Raw genomic sequence first — 22,048 nt, forward strand, 5'->3', positions numbered from 1 at the left:
TTGAAATTAAGTCAAAAAGATAATTAAAAGAAACTCCTAAAAAAAGAAATGAGTTTATTTTAAATGAATAAAACAACATATGTTTATTTAATTGAATTTAAAATCAATCAGCCTTTCTAACTCATGGTGTACAAATTCTTCCCATTCCTGTTGTTGGTCGAAGAATGCTCCGTGCCTAGTTTCGGCATCGTAATCCATTGATTTTCTTTTGTATTCGTCTAAAAGCAGGCGAACGTAACGCTTATACACACTCAGCTTATCTATCCCTTGATTACCGAGCATAACAATCTGTTTTCTGATTTTCCGGCCATACAATTCGGCTAAGTCAAAGTGTAATCGCTCATGTTCAAAAAGTCTCACATTCGTTGTATCCGATGTCCACGAGTCTTTTTTCACAAACAAAACCTTTACCTGAAAGTTGGGTTCACCATTCTTAAGGCCTCCCCTAACGGAATGTGTTACCGAGGTGATTGCAAAGCTAGATGGCTTTTTGCCGAATGTACGAACGCCATAATCTTCCCATGAAATTGGTCGGTCTTCATTCCACTCGATAAATGCCAAAGTATCGACCGTGAGGAACCCTTGCTTTTGAGCAAAACTAAGCTGTGTATAAAAAAGGAGTGCTAACAGTACTACAAACCGATGTCGGAACATGCTTTTAAGGTAAAGAATATTGCGCAAATAAGGCCAACCACTGAGGCTACCTTGAGTACCCTGGCCTTTGGAGCAGTGTCTCTCTTTGCTCGAAAATCGCTTGGCTCCTTTTTCCATCTGGTAAAATACGCCACCAACTCCTTATCTGTTTCGAATGACTCTAATAGATTTAGCTCTGTTGTGATGCCATTTTCTACATAGCCTCTTGAATTATACACTTCATCGGGTGAAAGATAGAGCTCCACGCGCTCATAAGTTCCACCATCCTCTTTCGTCACGTTATCTGTCAGCAAATAATCTTTATCAGAAAGTATCAATTTAAGCCCTCTGTGAGTAGCCTCTGCTCCGATTGCCTCATATTCATAGGGCGGAACAAACTTGCGGACAACATTCAAAAAGGGATCCGTGCCAATTCCGCTTAGCGTTCTGTAATAAGCAAAGCCTATCTCATTGTTTACCACAATATGGTAGTTGTTTTCTGGGTTCAGGTTTGTATCTAAGGTTTGAGGAATACGAATGATGTAATACTGCGTATTAGAATGTGCAGAAGCCTCACCCTTTTTACAGGCAATACCTTCTGGTCCCAGCAACACCTTGTTGTCACCGGCATCAAAAAGTTGATAATTCATGGAGAGAGTAGTTTCGCGTGGATATCTGTAAATTTAACGAAAGTAGGTTCCGTTTTCAACTTATTAGGCACCTAATCCCTAAAACAACCCAAAACAAGAAGTAAAGAACACTAAACTCTATTCAAGCTACATTTTCCAACTGGCGCTGGCATTGTACAACAACTCCCCTCTCCTTATTTCCAAAGGAGACTCTATATTATTATAATAAAGTTGGCCGGTACCCAACCCTTGTGGAAGTTCAGGCTTATAAGTTGCGGTAAACTGTGCAATGGCGTTCAACCCAATGTTTGATTCTAACATAGAAGTCATCCACCATTCTATACCGTATGATTCTGCCACCTCAATCCACTCTTTGCAAGCCAGTATACCCCCTACTAATGATGGTTTTAGAATAATATATTGAGGCTTTGTTTGCTCTAAAAGTGCGGCTTTACCCTGAATGGAATGAACACCAATTAGTTCTTCATCTAAGGCTATAGGGAGTATTTCTTCGTCACAAAGCTCAGCCATTAAATCAAGCTGACGGGGTTTGATGGGTTGTTCAATAGAATGAAGTTCCAAGCTGGCCAAAGCAGTTAACTTATCCCGTACATCAGCTTCAGAAAAAGCACCATTGGCATCGACCCTAAGCGTAATATCGCTAGCTGAATAGCGTTTACGGATGCCTTCGAGCAAAGCCATTTCCTGATCGAAATTAATGGCACCTACTTTCATTTTAATAGTATTAAAGCCAGCTTTCAGCTTTTCCTCAATTTGCTTTTGCATGGTGGCCTCATCAGCCATCCATATCAAACCGTTAATGGGCATGCGGTATTTTCCGTTGCGAAAGTCACCCGGAAAAATGGTGAAGTCACCGCCATAAATCAAATCTAGCAGCGCTGTTTCTAGCCCAAACCTCATAGATGGTTTATCTGACGGAACCTGTGCTTGCACAAAAGCCAGGACCTCGGTCGCTGTTTTGGGAATATCAAGCTCACCAACCTCATCAAGGAGTTTTGCTAATTCCGACTGGTAGGTATCCGAAAAGTCCTCACTTAAGCCTTTCAGCGGACTCGCTTCTCCCCAACCTATTGTTCCATTTTCGCCAATGGCTTTTATAAACCAGGTTGGTTTTTCGGTTAGCGCACCACGAGATGTCCCCGCCTTGAAGGTGAATTTTAAAACATGTGGTATAAGCTCAAACTTTACCTTCATGACTGGCCGAGCAGGCGTTTTACATACTTACCTATAATATCGAATTCAAGGTTCACCTTATCCCCTTGCTTTAAAGTTTTAAAACAAGTGTGATCATATGTATAAGGAATAATGGCTACACGAAAACGGCCTTCTTCCGAATTGAAACAAGTTAAACTTGTGCCATTTACACAAACAGAGCCTTTTTCTACCGTTACATTGCCCAAGCTAGGGTCGTAGGAAAAATCGAAAAGCCAACTTCCATCCTGTTCATCAACCGCTTCAACTGTTCCTATTTGGTCTACGTGGCCTTGCACCACATGCCCGTCAAATCGGCCATTGGCAACCATGCAGCGCTCAATATTTACCAGCGTGCCTACTTCCCAATTTCCCAAAGTAGTTTTCTGAAGCGTCTCGTCAATAGCTGTTACGCGGTGTACGCCATCCGCCAACTGCACTACTGTAAGGCAAACGCCATTGTGCGCTACGCTTTGGTCAATTTTAAGCTCGTGGCTCACGTCACTTTTCACATCAAAATGCAGATTGGAGCCATCTCGCTCAATAGCAACTACTTCTCCAAGGGTTTCAATTATTCCGGTAAACATAGGGCAATGTTAATCATTAAGCTGAAGATATAATCCCCGAAAAGCGTTTTTTGTTCCCAGTAGCTTTAAGCCAAAATCTGCTATGCGAACCCAGCTAAAAGCAATAGATTTGTGGGTTCATATGGTAGATAGTTACAGGCACAAAGGAATGAGGCGCCAGTTGGTTAAGCTGGTAGAAAGTAAAGGAATTAAGGATCAGCGGGTTTTAGCCGCTATTGGCAGAATCCCGCGCCACTTCTTCTTTGAGAATGCTTTTTTGGAACACGCCTACGAAGACAAGGCCTTCCCCATTGGAGCCGGACAAACCATCTCTCAGCCTTACACCGTTGCTTTTCAGTCGGAACTATTGAACATAAAACCAGGTGACAAAGTATTGGAAATTGGCACAGGATCTGGTTATCAAGCCATTGTGTTATTGGAGTTGGGTGCCGATGTTTTCACCATTGAATATCAAAAGGAGCTTTACCTAAGAACAAAAAGCTTTCTGCCCAAAATGGGCTACTCGCCCAACTTCTTTTATGGCGATGGCTCTAAAGGCTTGGAAAGGTTCGCCCCGTACGACAAGATTATTGTTACTGCTGGCGCCCCTACTGTGCCCGATAGCCTAATAGACCAATTGAAAGTTGGTGGTAGTTTGGTAATTCCTGTGGGCAATGCCAAAACCCAACAAATGCTGCGAATAAATAAGGTTACTGAAAAGAAGATCAGCTCAGAGAGCTTCCACGACTTTAAGTTCGTACCACTACTTGGAGACAAAGGTTGGAAATAACATATATTAATACTTTTAAATATTAATACAAACACATGTTAATTTATAAATACATATTATATTTCAAATAAATTAACACCACAACGTTTTTATTCGGAGTTCATTAACTAATTTTGCACTGTAACGAATTTATTATGGCCAAACAACCAAAGACTTCTGCAGACTCAAGAGTAACCATGACAGAATTGGTACTCCCTAACGACACTAACACATTAAATAACTTAATGGGTGGACGTTTGATGCATTGGATGGACGTTGTTTCTGCCATAGCTGCGCAAAAGCACTCCAACCGCATAGTAGTAACTGCTTCGGCCGATAACATTTCGTTCAAAAACCCGATTCAGTTAGGTGATGTGGTTACCCTTGAAGCCAAGGTTACCCGTGGCTTTAACTCTTCAATGGAAGTTTACGTGGAAGTTTATGCTGAAAACATCCCTTCGGGCACCAAGTTTAAAAGCCACAGTGCATTCTTTACATTCGTAGCTGTAGACCAAGGCGGAAGACCAATTGATGTTCCGGAGTTGGTACCTCAAACCCCTGAGGAGCAAGAACTTTACGATGGCGCACTTAGAAGAAGACAATTGCGATTGGTGCTTGCCAAGCGTATGAAAGCAGAAGATGCTACAGAGTTGAAAAACCTCTTCTTCGATCCAACCAAGAAGTAATTTCTCGGCATTTTATTGTTGGAACGCCCGAATCGACATAACTTCACTTTATGACTGATTCTTCTGACTTCCTCCCCCACTTTATTACCGAGCCAATTTATGTAATTGCCGGTGAGGAGCAGACCCCAGCCGCAGTAGAAACTACTACTCCAGAAGTAGCTTCCGCTACAGCTGAAGAAGACAGTAGTCCTCAAATGGTTGAAGAGCCTCAAGAAGCAATCACAATTAAGCCAATACCGACAGAAGGCCAAAACCTTAAAGGCTGTGTGATTTTTGTAGAGTCGAGCGAGCCAATTCTGGATACCGCATCCAAAGAATTCTTATACAAAGTCCTTTCATCGGTTAAAAGAGGAGAAAACGATGTGCTAGTCGCCAACATTGCCGATGTTGAAGCAGATAGTATTGAAGCACTACTTGCCGAACAAAACCACAAGCAAGTACTTTGCTTTGGCAGCAATAAGTTCGATAAACTAAAGGGTGAGACACTCTATTCACCCAAACAAGATGGCCACAAAACCTACCTTAGCTGCGATTCCCTTACGGCTATTGCTCAAGATGTAGAAAGGAAAAAAGCGCTCTGGAAAGCGCTTCAATCTATCTTTTTGGGGTAAACCTTTCACCGTACCACCTATTCGATTTGTTTAGTTTTTGTTCTTATTAATATTATTTACATTATTGTATAATATGAAACGAACAGGCATTGGTGAATTCGAAGAACTAGTCCTTTTAACAATATGCGTTTTGGAGAATGATGCTTACGCACTGGATATTAAAGAAGAGGTAGAGAATCGAACGAATAGACGCATGAACATTAGTGCAATTCATACTACCCTTTACCGTATGGAAGACAAAGGTCTCTTACAATCGAAATTGGGAGAGGCTAGCCAAGTGAGGGGCGGAAAAAGAAAACGGTTGTTCTCGGTAACGGCCTTCGGACTAAAGTCTCTGTCGGAGATAAATGAAACAAGGTCACGATTATGGAAAGACATTCCAAGTTCAATTCTCAATGCCCTAAACACATGAGACAAGCCACACCTCCTCGCCTACTCCAAAAATTGCTAAGCAAAATGTTCAGCAATACGCCAATGGAAGAACTTGAAGGCGACCTACTCGAAGATTACTTGGGGAACTACAAAAAGTATGGCAGAACACGCGCCAACTTATACTATCTACTCGATTTACTGAGGTTAATCAGTTTGATACCCCGAAGCAGGAGAAACACACAAAAGTCAAAAACAATGAATAACCTATTTCTATTTAACCTTAAATACAGCTTTCGTTCCATAAAAAAACACAGCGTATATCAAGCCCTAAATATTGCCTCCTTAACGCTTGGCTTCACCTGTTTTTCATTGATTTATCTCTTTGTATTTAACCATTATCAAAAGGACAATTTCTTGGAAAACCCAGAAGGTATTGTGAGGTTAAATATCATAAGGGATGGTAATGAAAGCATGGGCATTCATTCAGGAATTCCATATTTACTCAAGAAGGATATTCCTGAAATAGAACGAATGTCTCGAATGAGTTCATTAGTTATGGAAGTGTCCTTCACTGGGAATCCAGATAGTTTTACCGAGCAAGTATTATCGGTAGAGCCAGACTTTATGGACATTTTCCAGTTAGAAACCGTTCTTGGAGAGCCATTTCCGAAAGAACCAGCCACGGTATTATTATCGGAATCCATGGCGGCTAAACTTTTCTCTTCTCCACAAGAAGCACTGGGTAAAGAACTAACACTCACCTATAACAAAAAGAGTAGAAAAAAACATGTTGCTGGCATTTTCCGTGACCAACCTATAAACTCCAGTTATTCGCCCCAAATTATTAATCAATTAGGCAACTATGACCGATTTTCAGGCCTGAATGGAGGCCTATCAGTTTCATTGTCGGCATACTTCAAACTACAAAAAGGTACGGATAGAAACGCCTTGGCTCAAAAAATACCTGAAAACCTAAAAAACTATACAGACAAAGAGAGTCACCTAAGCAACACCTATGTCTTCCGAACTTTAAATGAGATTAAAAACAATCCCAAAATATCTAGCGGCTTCATCGATTCATTAGACACACAAACAGTTCTCATCTTTAAAATTGTTGGCTTAGTTATTCTTCTTTTGGCTGTGGCAAACTATGTTAACCTCACTACTGCGCTCACCTTAAAACGAACACATGAGGTAGGCATTAAACATGCCATGGGAGCCACTAAGCATAACTTAATAAGCCAGCTATTGTGCGAGTCCTTTATAATTGGTGGAATATCCATTTTGCTAAGTGGCGTATTCATAGCATTCCTTTTACCTAGAATTGAAAGCTACATTGGCCTACAAATGCAATTAACAGCCAATATGCAGACTTGGCTGATTGTATTAAGTATTTTGGCGCTTTTTGTCCTAGTAGCGCTGGCATCGCTCTACCCTGCCTTCCTATTCTCCACAACCAAATTCAGTCAGTTATTAAAAGGTAAATCAGAAGTTTCTCCTAAAAGCAAATTACTTAGAACGAGCCTTATGGCCATGCAATTTGCTATTTCTACATTTTTGATCGTAGGAAGCCTCACCTTTTTAAAACAACTACAGTTCATCAACAAAAGCCACAATCTAGACCATCTCAGTAATGTGATAATTGTAAGTGGAAAAATTGGAGACAAAAAAAGAGCCATTGAGCACAGACTTGCCTCACTCCCAGAAATTGAGCGCCTGAGCTTTGCATCGTTTGCTCCTGGACCTGTGGATTACGGCAGAAGTGGTTTAGGTACAGATGAATTCAAAGAGAGCTTTGGTTTTTATGTAATTGACGAACACTTTTTAGACCTAATGGGGTTAAGCATTGCTGAAGGCCATGGCTTTTACACTGATGATAGAAACAAACCTAACCACGTTTTGATGAATCAGGCAATGGTGGAAAACGTAAAAGAAGGACATCCTTTAGGTAAAGAGTTCAAGCTCTATGGCGCAACACAGAGTAAGGTTATCGGAATAGTAGAAAACTTCCCAATCGGGTCTCTTAAGAGCCAAATTGAACCAGCCCTCTACATGCAGGCTGCGCTTGATGAATATCTACCCGGTATGATAAAAAAGGTTGCTATTCAACTAAAGCCAGAGAACCGCGTGGCCTCCATTGCTAAAATTGAGTCAGAATGGAACAAGATTTTCCCAGAACAACCATTTCAAGCAGAGTTTATGGATGATAGAATAGCTAAGATCTACACCGATGAGCTTAAAATGGGACAGCTCTTTGGCATATTTACTGGGGTTGCGGTTGTTATATCTTGCCTTGGGTTGGTTGGGCTTCTCACCTATTTGATTCAAATTAAAATGAAGGAAATAGGCATTAGAAAAGTACTCGGAGCAAGTGCTGGTACCTTGACCAAATTGCTCACCTTAAACATTTGGAAGGTACTTTTACTATCTAGCCTTATCTCTTTCCCATTATCCTATCACCTTCTGGAGGACTGGTTAACATCTTTTGTATACAGAACTGAGGTTTCGTCTGAGCTTTTCATACTAACCATTCTATGCTTTGTTTTGATAGTTGGGCTAGCTGTATTCTGGCAAATTAGGAATGCTATAAAAATTAACCCAACAGAGGTGCTTAGAAACGATTGAAGCGCTCCGGAAGGCGCTTCAATCTATCTTTTTTTTGGGGGGTAAATTACTATTCTCATTCACCAAAAATACTTTCCAGCTTATCTCTTAAGAATTGCCCCCTAAGATTCTTGCCGATTACGCGCCCTTCTGGGTCGAGCAATAAGGCAAATGGAATCGCATTGATTTTGTATTGAATTGCAGCTTCGCTTTGGAAATACTTTAGGTCTGACACGTGATTAGGCCAAACTAACCCGTCCTTTTCAATCGCTTCAACCCACTTATCCTTGCCCCTGTCAAGGCTTACAGAGAAGACTGTAAAACCATCGTCTTTATACTTATTGTAAAGGTTCACCACATTCGGGTTCTCTCTTCTACATGGCCCACACCAAGCTGCCCAAAAATCGAGGAGCACGTATTTTCCACGCAAATCAGAAAGACTCATCATTTCACCATCAGGATTTGGCAGCGTAATGTCCATGGCAATATCGCCTACATTAATTGCCGGCCTGAAGTTCTCGAGTTGAGTTGAGAAAAACTGCACATCTTTTGAGCTAGGCAGCTCCTTCTGTAGCTTTTGAGAAAGAGAGTCTAAAAACAAAAACTCATCGGTTTTATTCGGAATAAAATCAGTGATTAAAAGCGAAACCAGCGAACTCTCATAATTCCAAGCCATCTCCTTTAGCTTCTTTACTTTTTCCGCTTCCATAGCTAAACCTTCGGTTGTTAGGTCTTCAACCAATTGTGTGTCGCCACTATTTCTAGCCTGGATATAGCGCTGGTTAAAATCCTGCACCTTCTCCTGATAGCCCCCAAGGTAATCGTACAGTTCGTTAATATACTGCATATCGTCAGAGCCAGTCACGTTAATTGGGCCATCCACTTCTCCTGTAGCTTCTACCTTCAAATCTTCACCATCCAGAATAAGCGTTTCGAACTGCTTACCATAGATATTGATGCGATAAAAACCAGGGCCATCAATGGTCGTTTCGATTTCAAAATTGCCGTTATGATCCGAATAAGCGGTAAAAACAGGGCTAACCTCTCCGATCTGGAACTTCTCCAATATCACCTCTCCTTGCGGAATGGCATTTTCTATGGTTCCGGTAATTTTAACTGTGTTGTCTTGCTTGGTACCGGCACATGATGCCACCAAAGCAACTAGCATTGCAAATGCAAAAAATTTCCTCATTTCTTCTCGTTCAGTTTTTGTTGAAGCAACGGCTGTACTTGCTTAGGGTTGGCCTTTCCTCGGCTCTTTTTCATTACTTCACCCATAAACAGCCCCATCAACTTTTTCTTTCCATTTCTAAAGGCTTTCACCTCTTTCGGTAAAGATATCAATACCTCATCAATAATTGCCTCCAGCTCAGAACTGTCTTCAGCAACCATCAAATTCATGGCCTTGGCCAATTTAGCAGGCGCTTCTTGCTTGCTTTGTAACTCAGGTAACAATTGCTGCACCGCAGTTTGGTAAACCACTTTACCGTCCTCCACTAGCTGAATTAATTCAGCCAAGTATGCTACAGAAACGCCCAATTCATTAATCGACAAGCCTTTTTCGTTCATCAAAGCCCGAATCGGTCCGTTTAACCAGTTGGCCACAGCTTTCGCATTTCTGGTAGCCTCTATCGCACTTTTGGCATATAGCGCAAGTTCCTTCTCTTCGGTTAACAATGCTACATCCTGCAAGTTCAGTTTGGCCGACTCAAAAAAGGTTCTCATGGCTGCTGGTGTCACCTCCATGTCATTTTTGGTCGCCTCAAGGTACTCCTTAGTAATAACCACTGGAGGCAAATCCGGACAAGGGAAGTAGCGATAGTCGTTCATCGTTTCCTTAAAGCGCATGCCATAAGTTTTGCCCTGCGCAGGATCGAAAGTCCTGGTCTCAACAGCAATCTCCTCTCCTGCTTCAGCCATTTCAAGTTGGCGTTCCAACTCATAATTTATGGCCTTGCGCACATGGGCAAAGGAGTTCATATTCTTAATCTCCACCTTGTTTCCAAGAGCAGTATCTTCAATCTTCTTAATGGAAATGTTCGCATCGCAACGCAATTCGCCCTTTTCCATATTGGCTTCGCTAATTTCTAAGTAGCGAACCATTCTTCTAACCTCTTGAAGGAAAGCCGCAGCCACTTCTGCGCTTTTAATAGAAGGCTCCGTTACAATCTCGATAAGTGGAGAACCAGCCCGGTTTAAGTCAATCAGCGTATCTGGTCCATCATCGTGTACGGACTTACCCGCATCTTCTTCCAAATGGATATGATGCAATTCAACGGCATCTTGAATTAAGTTTTCTCCATAAGCCGCTACCTTTCCTCCAACACAAATAGGTGTTTTGTCTTGGGTAGTTTGGTAACCCTTTGGCAAATCAGGATAGAAATAGCTCTTTCGGGCGAAGTGTCCGTTTCGGGTAATCTCGCAACCACAAGCCAAGCCCATCATTACGGCCTTTTCTACAGCCGACTCGTTAAGTACCGGCAATGTACCTGGGTGCCCCAGCGATATGACAGATACGTTTCTGTTCGGTTCAGCATCAGAGCCATTGGCATCGGACGAGAAGATTTTGGTAGCAGTATTTAGCTGCACATGAACCTCTAGCCCGATAGTAGCCTCGTAACCAGCGCTATTAAGTTGCTTTAGAATCTTACTCAAAAGTGGCAACCAATTCGGTCGTTTTCTCAATTACTTTAGGTAGTCCCGACAAGTCCTTTCCACCCGCAGTAGCGAAGAAAGGCTGACCGCCACCGCCACCTTTAATTTCTTTAGCCAAATCACGAATGATCTGACCGGCATTCAAGCCTTTGTCTTTTACCAAAGCCTCGTCAATTACAACAGCAATTTGTGGTTTCCCAGCAATATCGGCTGCCAAAACTGCGAATACATTTTCGACTTCATTCTTTAATTCGAATGAAAGCTTTTTCAATGCATCGGCCGATGGCAAAGTAACTTGCTGCGCAATTACTTTAATGCCGGCTTTATCTTCAGCCTTCGCTATCAAATCGGTTTTCACCTGACCCGATTGCTTGGCGTGCAGTCCTTCAATTTCCTTTGAAAGCTTCTTTTGCTCTTCCAACAACCCCTCAATTGCCTTAGAAAGGTCCTTTGGATTTTTAAGCAAATCCTTCACCGACTTCAGCGCCTTCTCTTGCTCTTGCACATAGTTGAAAGCACCTGGGCCAGTATAAGCTTCTATTCTGCGAACACCAGCTGCAACCGCGCCTTCCGACACAATTTTAAACAAACCGATGTCGCCCGTAGCATTTACGTGCGTACCGCCACAAAGCTCTACCGAATACTTAGGATCGAAAGTAATCACGCGCACAAACTCGCCATATTTCTCCCCAAAAAGTGCGGTTGCACCCAATGCCTTTGCATCTTCAATTGGTACGTTGCGTCTTTCGTCAAGCTTAATGTTTTGGCGAACGTGCTCGTTCACAATCTGCTCAATTCTTTCAATTTCCTCATCGGTCACTTTTTGGAAGTGAGAGAAATCGAAACGCAATAATTGGTCAGAAACCAAAGAACCCTTTTGTTGCACGTGGTCACCAAGTACCTCTCGAAGTGCCGAATGCAATAGGTGTGTAGAAGAGTGATTATTCTTAATCAAAGCTCTTCTTTCTGCATTGATCTTTGCTGTAAAATTAGCCTCAGGTTTGGATGGTAATTTGTTTGTAAAGTGAACGATCAGGTCGTTCTCTTTTTGTGTATCGAGCACATTGATGGTTTCACCATCGCCAACCAACACACCGGTATCGCCAATCTGCCCACCGCTTTCGCCATAGAAAGGCGTTTTGTTCAGTACAATTTGGAATACCTTTCCTTTCTTATCTTTTATCTCGCGGTATTTAATGATTTCCGCCTGAGCTTCTGTAGCATCATAACCCACAAACTCAACCTGCTCATCATCTCCGACCTGAATCCAGTCTCCTTTTTCTGAAGCAGCATCTGCTTTCGAGCGGTTCTTTTGCTCCGCCATAGCCGACTGAAAACCAGCTTCGTCAACTGCAAGTCCCTTTTCACGGGCAATAAGCGCAGTTAAATCAACAGGGAAGCCGAACGTATCGTAGAGTTCAAAAACCTCTTTCCCTTCAATTTCCTTCTTGCCTTCTTTGGTTAGTTTGCTTTCAATTTGATCTAAACGTTTCAAGCCATTTTCCAGCGTGCGTAAGAATGAATTCTCTTCCTCACGAACAACTTTAGCAATAAAGTCTTTCTGCCCGCTTAACTCATCAAAAAAGCCTTCATACTGATCGGCCAATACATCAACCAACTCGTAAAGGAATGGCTCCTGAAAATTAAGGAAGGTGTAACCATATCGAACGGCTCTGCGCAAGATTCTGCGGACTACGTAACCCGCCTTGTTATTAGATGGGAGCTGACCATCGGCTATTGCAAAAGAAATGGCGCGAATGTGATCCACAATTACGCGAATCGCTATATCCGTTTCTTCTTTGTCTTTATAATTTACACCTGCCTTTTTTGCTATTTTCTCAATAAGCGGAGTAAACACATCGGTGTCGTAATTCGAAAGTTTGCCTTGCATGGCCATGCACAAACGCTCGAAGCCCATTCCTGTATCAATGTGCTTAGCAGGCAGATTTTCTAGGCTACCGTCTGCTTTTCTATCGAACTGAATAAATACAAGGTTCCAAATTTCCACCACTTGTGGGTGGTCCATATTCACCAAATCCTTACCCGGTTTCTGAGCAATTTCTTCATCACTTCTTAAGTCGATATGAACTTCAGAACATGGCCCACATGGCCCTGTATCGCCCATTTCCCAGAAGTTATCCTTTTTATCACCATTCAGAATTCTGGCCTCATCAATATGCGATTTCCAAAAGTCGAATGCCTCTTTGTCGAAAGGCACACCATCAGTTTTGTCTCCTTCAAAAACAGTTACATAAAGGCGCTCTTTCGGTAAACCGAAAACCTCAGTAAGTAACTCCCATGACCAACCAATTGCTTCTTGCTTAAAATAATCTCCGAAAGACCAGTTCCCCAGCATTTCGAACATGGTGTGGTGGTAGGTGTCAATACCTACTTCTTCCAAATCGTTGTGCTTACCAGAAACACGCAAACATTTCTGGCTATTAACGGCTCGTGTGTAGTCTTCCTTTTTATTGCCTAGGAATAAATCTTTAAACTGATTCATTCCCGCATTGGTGAACATCAAGGTTGGGTCATTCTTCAACACCATTGGCGCAGAAGGCACATATTTATGACCTCGTGACTCAAAGAACTCAATAAATTTCGATCTGATTTCTTTTGATTGCATACGGAACCGTTATCGGTAAAAAACGTTTTACTAAATTTGTTACATTTGCCAAGCCCAAAGCTTACGCAAAGGCACAAAATTAGGAGATTTTCAAAAAGGATTCTTAATGAGTAAAATAAAATATTACTACGACACAGAGACTTGCAAATACGAGCGTGTAAAGGTCAAAAAACGTGATATTGTTATCAATGCTCTAGGATTCATGTCGCTTTCCTTAGTTTTGGCGGTTGGCATCATTCTCGTGCTAAGCAAATACTTCGACTCACCAAAGGAAACAGCTCTTCGACAGGAGAACGAAGATTTAAAAGGTTATTACGACCTAATGCAAAGCCAGCTGGAAAACATGGACCAAATGTTGAAGGTTTTGCAGGAAAAAGACGACAACGTTTATCGCGCCATTTTCGAAGCAGAGCCAATTCCTGAAACCGTTCGCGAAGCAGGTTCTGGTGGTGCACTCAAATACAAGAACCTACTTGAAAGTGACCTCAGCAATAAAGACCTGGTACTTAACAACCTAACCTCTATCGACAAACTTAAGAAGCGAATCTACATCCAAACGAAATCGTACGATGAGATTTTAGAGTTAGCAGAAAACAAAGATGAGTTTTACGCTGCCATGCCGGCCATTCAGCCAGTAGCCAACGAAGAACTGAGAAGGCTAGCATCGGGCTACGGTATGAGAACCGACCCTATTCTTAAGGTAAAGAAAATGCACTACGGTACCGATTTTTCTGCAGAGCAAGGCACGCCAATATACGCAACTGCAGATGGCACCATTACCTACACCAGAAAGTCTCAAACCGGTTACGGTTGGCACATCAAAATCAACCATGGCTACGGTTTTGAAACACTGTATGGTCACATGAGTAAGTTTGCCGTAAGGTCTGGACAGAAAGTAAAACGTGGTCAAATCATAGGTTATGTTGGAAACTCTGGAAAATCTACCGCCCCACACCTTCACTATGAGGTGCACGTAAACGGAATTGCCAAAAATCCCGTTTATTACTTCTACCAAGACCTAGATGCCAATGAATTCGATGAAATCTTAAGACTTTCATCTATCGAAAACCAATCACTTGGTTCATACTCAAACCGATAATCTAGCGTTTTAACCTTCGAAGTAATTAACAAAAAAGTTTAAAGTAACTCTTTCAGTATTTTTTATAACTTGCTGATATGCCGTACAAAGAGAAACCCATTGTAAAGAAATATTTCACCATTGGTGAAGTAGCAAAAGACCTTGGGGTAGCTACATCTCTCATTCGATTTTGGGAATCGCAATTCGACTTTATTCGTCCAAAAAAGAATGCTAAAGGCAACCGTAAATTCACACAAGACGATCTCAAAAAGCTCCGCTTAGTTTACCATTTGGTAAAAGAAAAGGGTTATACCCTGAGTGGCGCTTACGAACACATCAAGAACAGTAAAGAAAGTATTGACGACAAAGCAGAGATGGTCAACTCTTTAAAGAACATTCGTGCATTCTTTGAAGAGATGAAAAACAACCTGCCATGACAGAAGAGAAGCGTTACCAGATAGCGCTCTCATTGGTTCCCAAAATAGGCCCAGTACTCTCAAAGCAGTTGATCAATTACTTTGGTTCTGCCGAAACCATTTTTAAAACTACCAAGGGCAAACTATCCAAAGTACCGGGACTCGGTGAAAAGCTAGCTTCCGCTCTTAGTAATCAAACCACAATTTTCGAGGCAACCGACAAGGTAATAGCTGACTCTGAAAAGCGCCAAATAGCGATTCATTTTTATAAAGACGCCTCCTACCCTAAGCGTTTATTGCGCGTGAATGACGCTCCTATTATTCTTTATTCTAAGGGAAACACCCAGCTGAATGCAGAAAAGATCATTGGCATTGTTGGTACCCGAAAAGCTACACAGTATGGCAGCCATTGCACCGAACAAATTGTGGCCGATGCCAAAGCTTCTGATGTTACCATTGTTTCAGGCTTGGCTTATGGCATAGATGTTAAGGCGCATAGGGCCGCTTTGCAAAGCGACCTACCCACTTTAGGCGTGTTAGCTTGCGGCTTAGATCACGTTTACCCAACTGCACATAAAAACACAGCATTCGACATGCAACAAAATGGTGGTTTGGTAAGCGAATACCCCGTGGGTACCAAAGCAGACGCAAGGTTCTTCCCTGCGCGTAACAGAATTATCGCGGCACTTTCCGATGCATTGATAGTAGTAGAAGCAGCCAAAAAAGGCGGTGCTTTAATTAGTGCCAACATAGCTCATAGTTACGATAAAGCCGTTTTTGCCGTACCAGGAGAGCTCGGCAAAACCTATTCTGAAGGTTGTAACCAACTCATTCAATCACTAAAGGCACGCATTTACACTTGCTTTAACGATGTGATTGAGGAACTGAACTGGGACCTTCAGGAAGAATCGAAAGCACGAGACCTTAAAAAGCAACTGGCTGAATTAGAAGGCCAAGAACTGAAAGTGGTTGAGATACTTTTAGAGAATAATAAGGAATTAGCCATTGATGATTTAAGCTGGCAGAGCCAGATTCCATTATCGCAGCTAGCTTCGGTACTATTACAGCTAGAATTCAAAGGCTTAGTGAAGCCATTCCCAGGTAAAAAATATAGGTTGGGCTAAGGCTGTTTCTCTGAATGGCTTTTAACCATAACCATTGGCAATGTCCTTAAAGGCACACCCTGATTCCCCCAAAACAAGCTAGCTAACCATCTTCTGTCTCTACAGGACAAAATGAACCTCATAAACATATCCTTGTGAAAAGCATAGCATAAATGCCACTCCATCAACTAAAACGAAACTTTGCCGCATAATTGATTAGCTTAGGGTTTTATCACCGCATAAAACTCAACAACATGCAATTAAATTCGAGAACATGGCTATGGTGCATGGCGCTGCTTTTCGCAGGAATCACCGTCCAAGGCCAAGAAACCCGCTTATTGAGACAACCTTCAATGAGCAGTCAAAACATTGTTTTTACTTATGGTGCCGATGTATGGATAGCAGACCTTGATGGCTCCAACGTAAAGCGCATCACAAGTACTCCGGCAATTGAAAGCAACCCTCACCTTTCTCCAGACGGTCAATGGATTGCTTTTTCATCCAATCGTTCGGGCAACACCGCGGTATATGTAGTTTCTAAAGAGGGCGGAATGCCTACCCGCCTAACTTGGGAGCCCTCTGCCGCTACCGTGCGCGGCTGGTCTCCAGATGGAAAAACCGTTCTTTACGGTTCAGCCAGAGGCACAGCACCAACCGGCTACGACAGGTTATGGACTGTTCCGGCCAACGGAGGTCCTTCTACCCTACTTTCCGCGCAATGGGGCTACGATGGCTCATTTTCTCCAAATGCCAGAATGATTGCATTGGATAAAATGGATAGATGGGATGTGGAATGGCGCGCCTACCGAGGCGGACAAAACACACCACTAATCATTCTGAACCTTAGAAACCAATCGGAGGAATTAATACCGAATGAAAATCGTACGACAGACATTCAACCAACTTGGTTGGGCGACAAGGTCTACTTTTTATCAGACCGAGATTGGACGATGAATGTGTGGGCATACGATACCCGATCAAAAGCGCTGGAACAAATTACTTCTTTTGAAAAAACTGATGTAAAGTGGCTAGGTAAAGGAAACGGTCAATTGATTCTAGAGCAAGATGGCTACATTCATATTCTGAACCCGCAAACCAAAGCACTCACAAAAGTGAGCATTGAAATCAAAGGCGACTTCCCTTGGGCTGAAACGCAATGGGAAGATGTTTCAAATAGAGCAAGTAGCATTTCACTTTCGGCCACGGGTAAAAGAGCCTTAATGGAAGCTAGGGGCGAAATTTTTACAGTACCAGTAGAACATGGCGATGCCAGAAACATAACACAAAGCTCTGGAACAGCGGATAGAAGACCGATTTGGTCACCAAATGGCGATGAAATCGCTTGGTTTTCTGATGAAGGAGGTGACAAATACAGACTGTTCATCACCAAGCAAGACGGGCTTTCTGACAAGCGCAGTTATGATATTGGCGAATCGAAACTCGGTTGGGAGCCAACTTGGTCACCTGATGGTAAAATGATCGCTTTTGTAGATGATGATGTGCGCATTCGTGTACTTAATCTTGAAACAGGCGCTATTCAAACCGCAGATATTGGAGGCACCAACCTAGAGCGCGGCAACAATGGCATTGTTTGGTCACCAGACTCTAAGATGCTGGCCTATTCTAAAACTGCTCCGAATAACTTCAGGCGCATTATGATCTGGGATAGCGAAACTAACACTGTGAATCAGCTTACAAATGACATGGCCGATGCTTTCGCGCCAGCATGGGACGCAGATAAAAAGCACTTTTACTTTTTGGCGAGTACAGATGTAGCATTAGGTACAGGCTGGGCCAACACAAGTGCTATGACGGCCGACCCTAGCTATGCCGCTTATGTTGTGGTATTACAGGAAGGTGTGGACTCTCCATTTATTCCGCGCAGCGATGAAGAAGAGGCGAAAGAGGAACCAAAAGAAACCGAGGAGAAGGAAGAAAAGCCTGATAAAAAGGAAGAAAAACAAGGGGACAAAGTCGATGACAAAGACAAAGGTATTTCTATTGATTATGAAGGAATTGATAGAAGAACCATAGCCCTGCCATTACCTACTGGAAATTACGTAACAACAGCTGCCGGACCTGCTGGCTCAGTTTTTATAGCACAAAGACCTGCTGGAAGCTTCAGCATTACGCTAAAGAAGTTTTCGCTGAAAGACAGAGAGGCGAAGGACTATCTGGAAAATGTACGTCAGTTCAGTATCTCTCCTGATGGCAAACAGTTATTAGCGCAGGTTGGACCACGTTGGCAGGTTTCTAGCACTGGTGCACCAAGTGGTAAAGGTGGAAAAACCGTTCGGGTAGATTTAAAAATGAAGTTAAACAGGCTGGAAGAATGGCAGCAGATTTTTAAAGAAGCTTGGAGGTATGAGCGCGACTATTTCTACGATCCAAACATGCATGGCAGAGATTGGAGTGTGGTTTATGAACGTTATGCGCCTTTAGTACCTCACGTTCGCCACAGGGCAGACTTGAACTACGTTCTCGATATGGTGAACGGAGAGCTATCGGTTGGCCATAGCTTTGTAGGTGGTGGCGATTACCCAAGTGTAGACCGCTCGCAAATGGGTCTATTGGGCGCTGACCTAAAGCTTGATAAGAACAGGTGGCAAATCGGCAGAATTTTCACAACAGAAAGCTGGAACCCTAACCTTACAAGTCCGCTCGATAGACCGGGACTAAAGGTAAAAGAAGGGCACTACTTGGTAGGAATAAACGGTAAGGAGATTACCGGAGTGCAAGACCCTTATCAGTTTTTAGATGGAACAGCTGGCGTACAGACCGTACTGCACATAAACGACAAACCAGAGTTCGAAGGAAGTTGGAAAGAGGTTGTAGAACCTATTCGCAGCGAATACGCCCTACGCCAACGTGCTTGGGTAGAAGACAACAGGCGTAAAGTTGAAGAGCTTTCCGATGGTAGACTTGCTTACATTTGGGTTCCTAATACCAGTGGTGGCGGCTACGTATCATTCAACCGCTACTTCTTTTCTCAGCAAGATAAAGAAGGTGCTGTAATTGACGAACGCTTTAATGGTGGTGGCCTTCTTGATGATTACATGGTTGATTTAATGACCCGCTCAGTACGTGCAGGGTTGACCAATGAAGTGCCGAATGGCAAACCATTCACCTTACCTGCAGGTATTTTAGGGCCAAAAGCACTATTGATCAACGAACTAGCTGGTTCTGGTGGCGACTTCTTTCCATGGGTGTTCCGCCAGCAGCAAGCAGGCCCATTGATTGGTGCTAGAACTTGGGGCGGTTTGGTTAAGTCTTCAACGCACTACCGCATGGTTGATGGTGGTTCACTTACCGCACCAGACAACGCAGTTTTCGACCCGATTAACAACAAATTTGTAGCGGAAAACGAAGGTGTACCGGCAGATATAGCGGTAAGACAAGACGCCAAAGCTTTAAGCGAAAGCCGAGATCCTCAGCTAGAGAGGGCCGTACAAGAAGTGCTGAAGATGTTGGAAGCCAACCCTCCTAAAAAAGTGGTTGTACCTCCATATAATACACCTGCTAAAAAGAATTAAGCATACTTAGCGCAAATGAAAAAGGCACCTTTCGAGTTTCCGAAGGTGTTTTTTTATATGCTTGATATCCATATCACGAGCGAGACGCTCGCGATAGTGACTTTAGGCACCGAACATGGCAATGTACCTAAAGGCACATCGAATCTCCTCACAAACAAATACCTACCCAGCCTTTGTCCCTACGGGACATCTAATCTTAGATGATAATGGCACGAGCGAGACGCTGGCGCTAGCAGGGCACACTCGCACTAGACTATTACCATTATTTAATGGCTAAAAATTCAACCAATAGGTCATTTTGAAAACGAGGGAGCGGGATTTAGGGCCACCAAAGTCGATAAAGCCATCTTCATCTGTGGCCAAATAGTTATCGGTGTACACCAAATAAATATCAGAAACTGGAGCAAAACGCCATTGGAGCCTAGAGTTGATGTTTACATTTTCAATCTGGCTATTGTACTGCACAAAGGTGGTCCAAAATAGTTTTTTGGTAAAAGTAAAATCAAAACGAGGCCCAATCAGTAACAGGTTAGCATCTGCATAAGGATCTGGTAGACGGATGCGATTGTAAGCAAAATCGATACTCGTAAAGCCAAATGGCTGATATCGCCAGGTTACGCTTCCTTCAAGGTTTACTCGCGTTCCATTAAAGTACTCTCCCGACCTTGTGCTCAGCTCAAAAAACACGGGCTTTCGCTGGTCCGACTGAAAACTGGCAATCACCAAATTTGTGGTATAATCAGAATCGCTTGGCAGTTCAAATCCTCCAGAACCACTAGGGTCAAATCCATTAAAAAGATAGGTATACTGTCTTCTTAAGCGCAAGCTGAACTCTGAAGAGCTCTTCCATTTTATGTTATAAAGCAGGTTAACATCCCAATCTAAAAAACCATATTGATCATTACCTACCATGTCAATATCAAAGCCTGGACCATGACTTTGCACTCCACCTTTTTTCGGGAAAAAGCTTCGTTGAATAGTTGAAGACAATTGTTGAATATCGGTACGTCTAACAAAACCTACTTCTGGGTTGTAATTCTCCCCTACTGCCTGGCCTGAAATACGGTAAGACCACTTGGGTACATCATAATTCAGTTCAAACCCAGAAGCATAGGCCTTCTCTGGCTTATTCTCATCAAAAGATTTATGGAAGAAGAGCTTCCCTGTCCAAATATTATCGGCCGATGCCAAATTGTAATCGGCACCAATTGTTCTGTTCCATTCTGCATAATCAACCGTGTTAAAGTCAGCAGGATCGTTAAATGTTTGCTTGTTCACCATTAGAAAAGAAATATTCGAACGCGCAAACACCTTCTGTTGCACTGAAAGCACCGAGAAATTGTAGGAAGGCAAACCCACAGCATCATCGGCACCAGCTTGCATGGAAAGCAGTCCGAGCCTCAGATTATCATTGAGTTTACCACTTAACCTTGCTCCAAATGGAATTGGGGTTTGAATATTTTGTCCGGTACTCTCATCGCGTGCAATTCCTATTCTTCTACTAAAAAACGGGCGGGTTCCTCTGTTACCATAGTTGGCAAACAGGTCAGCATTCTCTAAAAAGAACTGTCTTCTCTCCGGGAAGAATATCTCGAAACGATCTAGATTCGTCACCTGTTGATCTACTTCTACTTGCGAGAAATCTGGGTTAACAGTCAAGTCTAGGTTAAGGCCAGGGGTAACCGCATATTTCATATCAAAACCAGCATTAAAATCGGTTTCGCCATCTTCCCCATCCTCAAAGTTCCTTTGGGCACTGGCCGCTACATAGGGAATAAATGAGATGTTCGAGCCAGGCTTTTCCGTTGGTTTGTCCCAAGCCATTTTCTTCATGGTGGCGAGGTTTACAATGGAGAAATTTCGTGAAATGGGTGCCCAAGTGGAGCGCTCTGTATATTCAGAATCTATTCGGTAAAAATTGATATTCCATTCGGTCTGGCCTTCATTAAACCGAAGTGTTTTAAATGGAATAGCCATTTCTGCAATCCAGTAACCGTCATATTGCTTAGCCTCACCCTTCCATTTATTGTCCCAATCGAGACTAAATGCGCCATCGCCACTCCCTCCATTAGCAATAAGGCCTTCCCTTCGAACACCAAAAGGGTTTATACCGAAAAGTGTAGCATTTGTATTATCCTGAAATGGATCGAAAAGCACCGAAAAAGAGTCATTCGCCTCTCCCCTAAAGTCCCTCCTTAGCGAGGGCGTTATGTAATCCCTATCATTATCAAGGTTGTACATAATACCCGACACGTAAATGTATTGGTCATCATACAGAATTCGGGCAACAGTTTGCGCCTGTGCATAAGAGGAATCGTAAGGAAAGTATTGCTTAAAAAAATCGGCAGAGTCAGCGAGCTGCCATGCTGCTTCATCCAGCACGCCATCAAGCTTTATTGGCCCCGTTGTTCTTCTCAACTCTATATCTTGCCCCATAGCAGTAGCAGCCCACAAAGTGAGTAGTAAAAAATGAATAATTCGGTACATAGTGTAAAACTAAAACATAGTTTCACTCTAGCACTTTCATTTACACTAATGGATTTAAACAGTAATTT

17 protein-coding genes are annotated in these 22,048 nt (G+C 42.7%); 9 read left to right on the forward strand and 8 right to left on the reverse strand.

Annotated features, from left to right (window positions below; all coding sequences use genetic code 11):
• Positions 1–87 precede the first annotated feature (87 nt).
• From BMW98_RS12505 to BMW98_RS12520, 4 genes are all read right to left on the reverse strand, one after another.
• Positions 88–654: a DUF922 domain-containing protein gene (locus tag BMW98_RS12505; RefSeq protein WP_090258917.1), complete on the reverse strand. Its 567-nt coding sequence runs from the start codon at positions 652–654 to the stop codon at positions 88–90.
• Positions 633–1,283 carry a hypothetical protein gene (locus BMW98_RS20485; RefSeq protein WP_090258918.1) on the reverse strand — a complete coding sequence of 217 codons (651 nt, stop codon included), beginning with the start codon at positions 1,281–1,283 and terminating at the stop codon, positions 633–635. The genes BMW98_RS12505 and BMW98_RS20485 overlap by 22 nt, the downstream gene beginning before the upstream one ends.
• A gap of 126 nt (positions 1,284–1,409) precedes the next feature.
• A complete protein-coding gene (locus BMW98_RS12515; RefSeq protein WP_090258919.1) occupies positions 1,410–2,477 on the reverse strand; it encodes an o-succinylbenzoate synthase in 1,068 nt (355 codons plus the stop codon).
• Positions 2,474–3,061, reverse strand: a complete 588-nt coding sequence (locus BMW98_RS12520; RefSeq protein WP_090258920.1) for a riboflavin synthase — start codon at positions 3,059–3,061, stop codon at positions 2,474–2,476. Before BMW98_RS12520 ends, BMW98_RS12515 begins: the two co-directional genes overlap by 4 nt.
• A gap of 121 nt (positions 3,062–3,182) precedes the next feature.
• Between BMW98_RS12520 and BMW98_RS12525 the strand changes: the two genes are divergently transcribed.
• From BMW98_RS12525 to BMW98_RS12545, 5 genes are all read left to right on the forward strand, one after another.
• Entirely contained in the window at positions 3,183–3,830 is a 648-nt protein-coding gene (locus BMW98_RS12525; protein WP_090259459.1) for a protein-L-isoaspartate(D-aspartate) O-methyltransferase, read from the forward strand.
• A gap of 134 nt (positions 3,831–3,964) precedes the next feature.
• Entirely contained in the window at positions 3,965–4,495 is a 531-nt protein-coding gene (locus BMW98_RS12530; RefSeq protein ID WP_090258921.1) for an acyl-CoA thioesterase, read from the forward strand.
• Between the two features lie 50 nt (positions 4,496–4,545).
• Positions 4,546–5,106 (forward strand): DNA polymerase III subunit psi, encoded by a 561-nt coding sequence (locus tag BMW98_RS12535; protein ID WP_090258922.1) that lies wholly within the window; start codon positions 4,546–4,548, stop codon positions 5,104–5,106.
• A gap of 73 nt (positions 5,107–5,179) precedes the next feature.
• On the forward strand, positions 5,180–5,518 hold the full coding sequence (locus tag BMW98_RS12540) for a PadR family transcriptional regulator (protein WP_090258923.1): 339 nt from the start codon (positions 5,180–5,182) through the stop codon (positions 5,516–5,518).
• On the forward strand, positions 5,515–8,103 hold the full coding sequence (locus BMW98_RS12545) for an ABC transporter permease (RefSeq protein WP_162844729.1): 2,589 nt from the start codon (positions 5,515–5,517) through the stop codon (positions 8,101–8,103). The genes BMW98_RS12540 and BMW98_RS12545 overlap by 4 nt, the downstream gene beginning before the upstream one ends.
• 55 nt (positions 8,104–8,158) lie before the next feature.
• On the opposite strand, the gene BMW98_RS12550 is transcribed toward BMW98_RS12545, so the two are convergent.
• From BMW98_RS12550 to alaS, 3 genes are read right to left on the reverse strand one after another with little or no spacing between them, the layout of a single operon-like run.
• On the reverse strand, positions 8,159–9,274 hold the full coding sequence (locus BMW98_RS12550; protein WP_090258925.1) for a TlpA disulfide reductase family protein: 1,116 nt from the start codon (positions 9,272–9,274) through the stop codon (positions 8,159–8,161).
• A complete protein-coding gene (gatB, locus tag BMW98_RS12555; protein WP_090259460.1) occupies positions 9,271–10,737 on the reverse strand; it encodes an Asp-tRNA(Asn)/Glu-tRNA(Gln) amidotransferase subunit GatB in 1,467 nt (488 codons plus the stop codon). The genes BMW98_RS12550 and gatB overlap by 4 nt, the downstream gene beginning before the upstream one ends.
• A complete protein-coding gene (gene alaS, locus BMW98_RS12560; protein WP_090258926.1) occupies positions 10,730–13,363 on the reverse strand; it encodes an alanine--tRNA ligase in 2,634 nt (877 codons plus the stop codon). Before alaS ends, gatB begins: the two co-directional genes overlap by 8 nt.
• Positions 13,364–13,469: 106 nt before the next feature.
• Between alaS and BMW98_RS12565 the strand changes: the two genes are divergently transcribed.
• The 4 genes from BMW98_RS12565 (at position 13,470) to BMW98_RS12580 (ending at position 19,493) form a co-directional block, all read left to right on the forward strand.
• Positions 13,470–14,462, forward strand: a complete 993-nt coding sequence (locus BMW98_RS12565; protein ID WP_090258927.1) for a M23 family metallopeptidase — start codon at positions 13,470–13,472, stop codon at positions 14,460–14,462.
• 77 nt (positions 14,463–14,539) lie between these two features.
• Positions 14,540–14,878, forward strand: a complete 339-nt coding sequence (locus tag BMW98_RS12570) for a MerR family transcriptional regulator (RefSeq protein ID WP_090258928.1) — start codon at positions 14,540–14,542, stop codon at positions 14,876–14,878.
• Complete coding sequence (gene dprA, locus BMW98_RS12575) at positions 14,875–15,981, forward strand: DNA-processing protein DprA (RefSeq protein WP_090258929.1); 1,107 nt, start codon at positions 14,875–14,877, stop codon at positions 15,979–15,981. The genes BMW98_RS12570 and dprA overlap by 4 nt, the downstream gene beginning before the upstream one ends.
• Positions 15,982–16,214: 233 nt before the next feature.
• Positions 16,215–19,493 (forward strand): S41 family peptidase, encoded by a 3,279-nt coding sequence (locus BMW98_RS12580; RefSeq protein WP_170836516.1) that lies wholly within the window; start codon positions 16,215–16,217, stop codon positions 19,491–19,493.
• Positions 19,494–19,766: 273 nt separating this feature from the next.
• Here BMW98_RS12580 and BMW98_RS12585 read toward each other — a convergent pair whose 3' ends face one another.
• A complete protein-coding gene (locus tag BMW98_RS12585) occupies positions 19,767–21,980 on the reverse strand; it encodes a DUF5916 domain-containing protein (RefSeq protein WP_090258931.1) in 2,214 nt (737 codons plus the stop codon).
• Positions 21,981–22,048: the final 68 nt, after the last annotated feature.

It is taken from the genome of Roseivirga pacifica, assembly GCF_900111145.1.
In the GTDB taxonomy this organism is placed as follows: domain Bacteria; phylum Bacteroidota; class Bacteroidia; order Cytophagales; family Cyclobacteriaceae; genus Roseivirga; species Roseivirga pacifica.

What these genes read in the sequence shown, in the direction of transcription:
- BMW98_RS12540 (WP_090258923.1), top strand. Translation starts at nt 5,180, where the DNA reads ATGAAACGAACAGGCATTGGTGAATTCGAAGAACTAGTCCTTTTAACA.
- BMW98_RS12520 (WP_090258920.1), bottom strand. Translation starts at nt 3,061, where the DNA reads ATGTTTACCGGAATAATTGAAACCCTTGGAGAAGTAGTTGCTATTGAG.
- BMW98_RS12565 (WP_090258927.1), top strand. Translation starts at nt 13,470, where the DNA reads ATGAGTAAAATAAAATATTACTACGACACAGAGACTTGCAAATACGAG.
- BMW98_RS12585 (WP_090258931.1), bottom strand. Translation starts at nt 21,980, where the DNA reads ATGTACCGAATTATTCATTTTTTACTACTCACTTTGTGGGCTGCTACT.
- BMW98_RS12545 (WP_162844729.1), top strand. Translation starts at nt 5,515, where the DNA reads ATGAGACAAGCCACACCTCCTCGCCTACTCCAAAAATTGCTAAGCAAA.
- BMW98_RS12580 (WP_170836516.1), top strand. Translation starts at nt 16,215, where the DNA reads ATGCAATTAAATTCGAGAACATGGCTATGGTGCATGGCGCTGCTTTTC.
- dprA (WP_090258929.1), top strand. Translation starts at nt 14,875, where the DNA reads ATGACAGAAGAGAAGCGTTACCAGATAGCGCTCTCATTGGTTCCCAAA.
- BMW98_RS12570 (WP_090258928.1), top strand. Translation starts at nt 14,540, where the DNA reads ATGCCGTACAAAGAGAAACCCATTGTAAAGAAATATTTCACCATTGGT.
- BMW98_RS12535 (WP_090258922.1), top strand. Translation starts at nt 4,546, where the DNA reads ATGACTGATTCTTCTGACTTCCTCCCCCACTTTATTACCGAGCCAATT.
- BMW98_RS20485 (WP_090258918.1), bottom strand. Translation starts at nt 1,283, where the DNA reads ATGAATTATCAACTTTTTGATGCCGGTGACAACAAGGTGTTGCTGGGA.
- BMW98_RS12525 (WP_090259459.1), top strand. Translation starts at nt 3,183, where the DNA reads ATGGTAGATAGTTACAGGCACAAAGGAATGAGGCGCCAGTTGGTTAAG.
- BMW98_RS12530 (WP_090258921.1), top strand. Translation starts at nt 3,965, where the DNA reads ATGGCCAAACAACCAAAGACTTCTGCAGACTCAAGAGTAACCATGACA.
- BMW98_RS12515 (WP_090258919.1), bottom strand. Translation starts at nt 2,477, where the DNA reads ATGAAGGTAAAGTTTGAGCTTATACCACATGTTTTAAAATTCACCTTC.
- BMW98_RS12550 (WP_090258925.1), bottom strand. Translation starts at nt 9,274, where the DNA reads ATGAGGAAATTTTTTGCATTTGCAATGCTAGTTGCTTTGGTGGCATCA.
- alaS (WP_090258926.1), bottom strand. Translation starts at nt 13,363, where the DNA reads ATGCAATCAAAAGAAATCAGATCGAAATTTATTGAGTTCTTTGAGTCA.
- BMW98_RS12505 (WP_090258917.1), bottom strand. Translation starts at nt 654, where the DNA reads ATGTTCCGACATCGGTTTGTAGTACTGTTAGCACTCCTTTTTTATACA.